The sequence below is a fragment of the Pirellulales bacterium genome (assembly GCA_033762255.1).
In the GTDB taxonomy this organism is placed as follows: Bacteria; Planctomycetota; Planctomycetia; order Pirellulales; family JALHPA01; genus JANRLT01.
In genome coordinates this window covers 1-5,986 of the sequence record JANRLT010000069.1, presented here as the reverse complement: position 1 = coordinate 5,986, position 5,986 = coordinate 1, and the positions used below count along the sequence as shown (strand labels likewise).

Here is a 5,986-nt window from a genome sequence, read left to right as displayed (position 1 = left end):
CGCCGCGTCGTGCGCGTACTGGTACTTGGTAAAGAGCGCTTCATCTCCCTGGGGGTCCCAATGTTCGGCGGTCAGCCGGTCCAGGTTGTCATAGGTAAATTCCCGCAGGTTGCCGTTGCGGTCGGTACGCCCGGTCAGGCGTCCATTCAGTCACATTATGTACCGCACAGGTAAATCAGGTTGCTGGCACTTCATTAGTCGGGCAAGAGTTATATGAGGAGTGTATGGTACAAGCGAAGAGCCCCTTTCCCCCTACTCCGCCGGATTGTGAGCTGAGCGTACACTTTTCGAGGACTGCTATATTTTTTAGCACAGGGCTTAACTACAGCTACTCGCTAAAAGGTGGTCCTAATCGCCATCCTTTTTCCAATAGAGACTTTGCGCCTTTGGCAATGAGATAAAGCCTGTTCTTTCCTCGAATTATGTCTGCTTTGTCACGCAATTTATCAACAACACGTTTATACATCAACTTAAGAGCTTTGCAAGGCTTATCATTGGCCTTAATCAGTGAATTCCAAAAAGTATTGTCATATGCAACAAAGCCATGATGAATTGTTGTTGTTTGACCATGATTGCCAAAATAACTTGGGGCATATAATGTAAGTGCAGGTCCACCCGATCTCTGTCTAATAAAATAATTTTTTTTCCGTCTTTAGGAAAGCTCCCATATTCAAGTGGACATACAATCCATAAGTCCGAAATAACAAAAAAGTGAACTGCACCCTCTGTACTACGAATCTGTTTAAAAACATTCATTGAACCGACTGTCTTTACTTCCGGCGTATTCATTACAAGATCAGGTATTATTAGGCAATTATTAGCAAATAGCTCGCATACTATCTCCTCGACATCTGACTCGCTCATGAACGCATCAGTTTGCGGCATATTACTATAAACCATGTGTTTCGTTTTCTAACCCAAGACCGTTGTATTCTTCTTCACGCTGAAGATTTCGATTTCTGTTGGGATGCCGTTCTGCTTCAAGAGTTTTCCTTGCTCTTCCCGCAGGGTCAACAATCTGAACATCTGGGATTCGGCTTGAATCATGGCCTTGCAACTTGCGTTCGCGTAACACAGTCTCACCTTCTTTTGCCTCGCCTCTTGCTTTGGATTCCAGCTCATCAACTTTCTGTTGGTGATCCGGTTTCCCTTTTGATCCGTATTTGTTTGGCGGATCTTGTTTAGCACAGCTTTTCCCATTCGCATTATGCACCAAGAACGCCAGTCCGGCAACGTCTTGTTCAACTGGCGTGCCCTCCGCCCCTGGCAGCACAAAATACGTGTGGAGGCCCTCGACCTGGAAATTATACACCGTGATCGGCGTGGGTAGCGTTTGCACCGCGCTTCCCAAGACCTGGCCCACGGTGCCGTCCAGCTGCCGCACGCTGTCGCCCGGGACCAGTTCCCCCGCCGCGACCCAGCCCCGATTGGTTGTCCAGAACGGATGTTCGCGCGTGGTGACGAAGCTGAATTCCGGTAGATTTTTGCCATTCGACTCCCCGCGTAGTGTCAGATGCAGCAGTTCGCGGGTGGGGTTGCGATAAACCTCAACCACGCGTCGCGGCCCGGAAACTCCCGACTGGGGATCGGCGGCCCAAACAAGATCGCCCCGCCGGCTATCCTTAAAAGCATTGGTGATGAACCGCGGCGACTGTTGCCTAAAATAAGAATGCTAACCAAAATATTCTGGTCTAAGTCTCCTCCGTAGATTTTGGAAATTCTCTCAAATACTCGTTACGAACTGTCTCAAAATCCGCGAAAAGTTGCGCTTCAGCTACTTCAATTTTGGACTTTATGAGTTTGGCAACCATCATTTTCAGTCCTTCGGCGACACAATCCACCAAATAATTGGCGATACTAGTCGGATCGCTATTCCTCCAGCGCGACTCGGGAACGCCAATATCAATTGTGATGTAGCGACAGCGATGATTAATTCGCAGCCTATCGCAGCCTTCAAAATTCCAATACGATATCTTGCCATCAATGCGCAGCACTAAAGAGAATTCAGCGATTGCGGTGCTGTATGGACCAACGCAATTCTTTGCCAACAATTTGCGCAGCGGCATAAAGTAGCCATTCATGGTATCACCAGCCTCTTCATCTCCCGCTTGCACGCCGAGTGTAATAGTATCAGTTGCCATGCGAATCCTTGACCTATTTCGGTTTATTCTTACCCGCCCAGGGTTCGTGATTGTCTGGTCCGGGATTGGTTTCGACTTCACGCCGTTCATCTTTCAACATATCTTTGCGTGGTCCGCGATCTACATCATCTACGCGACCACCGTCAATTTCTGCTTTTGAGTAACGCTTGCTAGGATCCTCGTGCTGCGTGACACCGTGCTTACGGAAATTGCCATCTTTATCATACTTTTTATAACGCGTGGCGGGACGGTCATCGGCCGTATTTCCGTGTGGACCCTTTGGAGATTCCGGTGGTTTATTTGGATCAGTGGCAAATCTTCCAGTTTCTGGATCACGACAACTGTTATGCACCAAGAACGCCAGTCCGGCAACGTCTTGTTCAACTGGCGTGCCCTCCGCCACCGGCAGAACAAAATACGTGTGGAGGCCCTCGACCTGGAAATTATACACCGTGATCGGCGTGGGTAGCGTTTGCACCGCGCTCCCCAAGACCTGGCCCACGGTGCCGTCCAGCCGCCGCACGTTGTCCCCCGGGACCAGTTCCCCCGCCGCGACCCAGCCCCGATTTGTTGTCCAGAACGGATGCTCGCGCGTGGTGACGAAGCTGAATTCCGGTAGATTTTTGCCATTCGACTCCCCGCGTAGAGTCAGATGCAGCAGTTCATGGGTGGGGTTGCGATAAACCTCAACCACGCGTCGCGGCCCGGAAACTCCCGACTGGGGATCGGCGGCCCAGACCATGTCGCCGGGAACGATGTCCTCGATGTTTTTGGTGGCTAACCGGTTAGCCGCGTGGGCTGGCAGGCTGGCTGAAACGGTCGCGCGTTCTAACGCGCCGCGCATGAGCGGGAATCCGCAGGCCGCCATGATGGCCAACAGCAGCAACGCCACACCCCCCCAAATACCGTGCCGGCCGGGAGCTAGGGTGGGTGAAGTCATGCCGCTAGGCGCAAGAGTTGCCTTGTTATCACCAGAAGTTACGGTGGCGGGTAGTTTGGTCGCCAACGCAGTGACTAAAGAGCTTTCCGGTGTGGTTGCACCCAGAGAGTCTTTCGCTGCGGGAGGCCAGGTTGGGTCCATGTCATCGGAAGATGCTTGAGATTCCACACGCACTGGAACACCCGGGCGGGATTTGCGCCGCAAAGTGTGTTGGGATTTTTGCCGTTGGGATGTCTTTTGTTTATTCTGCCAAACCAGCCCAAGGCCCACAAGAGCGGCGGCGGAGGCCAACGGGAACGGCACGCCCGTGGCGTGTGGAACAGTATTATCGGTGGATTTTACGTCGTTTGGCGGTGGCAGGATTACCACTTGGGTTCCCGCAACGAAACAAACGCTTTGGAGTGCCGCAAAGGCCCGCATACCCAAAGCAACTTGATTGGGATCAATTCCCGCCGCTTCCAATTCCTTGGCCACATAATTGTTCATCACATACTGCGTGGCTTGGTTCTTGATTTCGCTTTTGATCCAATGCGCCAAGGTCGCCTTGAAACCGCATTTGGCGAGTTGAGTGACCCCTCCATAGACCGCGGTGCCGGTTTCAATGGCTTCGATCGTGGTTTGGGTGCGTTCGAGCGCGATCTCAATGGTTTTTAAGCGTTCCGCCTGGGCATTGCTTTTTTCCATATTCTCCCGGAAAGTCGCCGCTAAACTATCCGTCGCGCCCTCATCCAAGGTCAATCCATCGATGAGTCCGAAACTATTGATTTCCTTGATGAGCGCTTCATCCTGGCTGCCACCAGGAATAGTACGCTCGGTTATCAAATCGCTGGCGCGCTTGTTGGCCACCGCCAATTCATTCAAATAAGCTTTGTACTTTTCATTAATTTTTTTGTATTTCGCAAGCAACTCTTCCACTGTGGTGCACTCATTTTCATTTAGCTGGCCCAACTCGGCAACTTCCCTGTAGATTTCTTCCCGCTGGGAACGCAGAACTCGGATAGAACCTTGGGCCAATTTTTGCAATTCGTCCATGGATGGAGGAGGTGGCGGGGATGGTGGTGGAGGTGATGGCTGAGGTTGAATATTGTTGTAAATGACAGTATCGCCACTCATATTTGCATCCATGTTTGGAGTATACAACCCGCTCGGATCCGTCTTATTCACCGGCCCATTCCCCACGTAGCGGGAGAGGTTTGTATCGCCGGCGGCAAATCCGATGGGGTCGGTGATGGTGAACACGCCCGAGCCGGGGTCGTAGACGCGACGGTTGTAGTGGTACGTGCGCAGATACCGGTCCAACTCCTGGCTGGTGTACAGATACCGGGTGGAGTTGGCGCCCAACACGCTCGGTCCGGTGACGGTGACGAGCGCGGTCCCCGCGGCGTTGAGTTCCTGCCCCCCCGTGAACCGGCCAAACGCGTCAAAGCTGTAATGGGCGGCCTTTTGGATTGTCAGAACCCCCGCCGTATCCTTCAGCCGGGCCAGGTCCCGCACGGTCCCCTGGTGGTCGCCAAACGCCCAAAGGACATTCGCCACCGTGGGCGTTGTGGCCAACGCCACTACATCTTCCTGGGCGAGCAAGAGACTCGTCTCCCCCGCGCGGGCGTGATCCGCCCAGAGATAGCGCGTCTTGACCACCAGCGCGGCCTCGGCGGCGGATTCGGTCGCGCCAGTTCCGCGCAGGTCGATGATAACATCCACCCCGTCATACACAAACCGCTCCACAATCACGCCCGTCAATGCGCCGGTCCCGGGATTAAACGTCCGCTCGATCCTGGCCGTGCGGTTATTGAACGCGTCGTACTCGTACGCGACCTCGGTGACCAGCGCGCCCGTGGCGTCATACAGACTGGCCAGGGTCTGCCGGTCGCGCGGGTCGTAGCTAAATTCCTCCCGTTCGAGGGTCGGCTGCCCCCCGGCGTTCAGCTTGATCCGTTTCACGCGGTGCCCCTCGGCGTCGTACTCGTACTGGTACGTCCCGTCGCGCAACAGGCGGTTCTGCGGAGCGTGCTCGACCGGTTTGACGCCCCCTTGGTTGGTGCGCGCGCGGTTGCCGTTCAGGTCATAGGTGTAGGTCTGCTCCGTCGCGCCGACGGCGTTTTCCAGGATCAACTGCCCCGCCGCGTCATAGCCGAACGACTTACCCCCGTCCAGGCTGGACATGGTCGTGATCCGGTTTTGCGCGTCAAACACATAGGTGTACGTGTTGAGCGCGGCCGAGCCGGACTGCGATTCGCGCTTGTGCGTCAACTTGGTGTTGCGGGCCAGCGCGTCGTACTCAAACCGCGACGTGGCGACCTCGGCCGGATTCCCCGCCGTCGCGTACGTCGCGCTGGTCAACCCCGCCACGTACACGCCCGATTCCCCGCGGGTGATCGTCGTCCACTGGCCGTGGGCGTTATATTCCAGCCGCGCGTCCTTGGCCAGGACCGCCGCGTATGTGAGGCCCACTGGCGGGACGCCAGTGCCACCCTCCGCCGTCCGGTCCAGTTGCGTCACCCGCGTCAACCGCGACAGCGCGTCGTAGCTGTAATGATTGGCAAAGTCGGTGACCGTGTCGCCAGGCAGGCTGCCCACGAGCGTGCCATTCGCCGTGGTGACAGTCGCGCTGGGGATGACCGTGGCGCCGCCGCTCCCCCCAAAATGCTCGACCCGCTGCGCGACGCGGCGGTTCAGGTCGTCATAGGCGAACTGCTGCGCCCACACCCGGCCCCCCGCCAACTGCTGCGACGTGGCCAGCCGACCCCGCGCGTCCCGCGTAAAAGCGTGCGTCTGGACCAACGCGCTCCCGCCGGTCACCCGCTCCGACACTCCCAACAGGTCGTCCGCCGCGTCGTGCGCGTACTGGTACTTGGTAAAGAGCGCTTCATCTCCCTGGGGGTCCCAATGTTCGGCGGTCAGCCGG

4 protein-coding genes are annotated in these 5,986 nt (G+C 55.7%); all 4 read right to left on the bottom strand.

From position 1 onward, the window contains the following. Window positions 1-504: 504 nt before the first annotated feature. Complete coding sequence (locus SFX18_19140) at window positions 505-885, bottom strand: hypothetical protein (protein ID MDX1965269.1); 381 nt, start codon at window positions 883-885, stop codon at window positions 505-507. A 4-nt stretch (window positions 886-889) separates the two neighbouring features. Beyond that, window positions 890-1,639 (bottom strand): polymorphic toxin-type HINT domain-containing protein, encoded by a 750-nt coding sequence (locus SFX18_19135; GenBank protein MDX1965268.1) that lies wholly within the window; start codon window positions 1,637-1,639, stop codon window positions 890-892. Window positions 1,640-1,691: 52 nt separating this feature from the next. Next, window positions 1,692-2,141 (bottom strand): hypothetical protein, encoded by a 450-nt coding sequence (locus SFX18_19130; protein ID MDX1965267.1) that lies wholly within the window; start codon window positions 2,139-2,141, stop codon window positions 1,692-1,694. A 13-nt stretch (window positions 2,142-2,154) separates the two neighbouring features. Beyond that, window positions 2,155-5,986, bottom strand: a 3,832-nt coding sequence (locus tag SFX18_19125) for a polymorphic toxin-type HINT domain-containing protein (GenBank protein ID MDX1965266.1), incomplete at its 5' end; no start/stop codon positions are given.

Coding starts and splice junctions, on each gene's coding strand:
- SFX18_19140 (MDX1965269.1), bottom strand. CDS start 885: ATGCCGCAAACTGATGCGTTCATGAGCGAGTCAGATGTCGAGGAGATA.
- SFX18_19130 (MDX1965267.1), bottom strand. CDS start 2,141: ATGGCAACTGATACTATTACACTCGGCGTGCAAGCGGGAGATGAAGAG.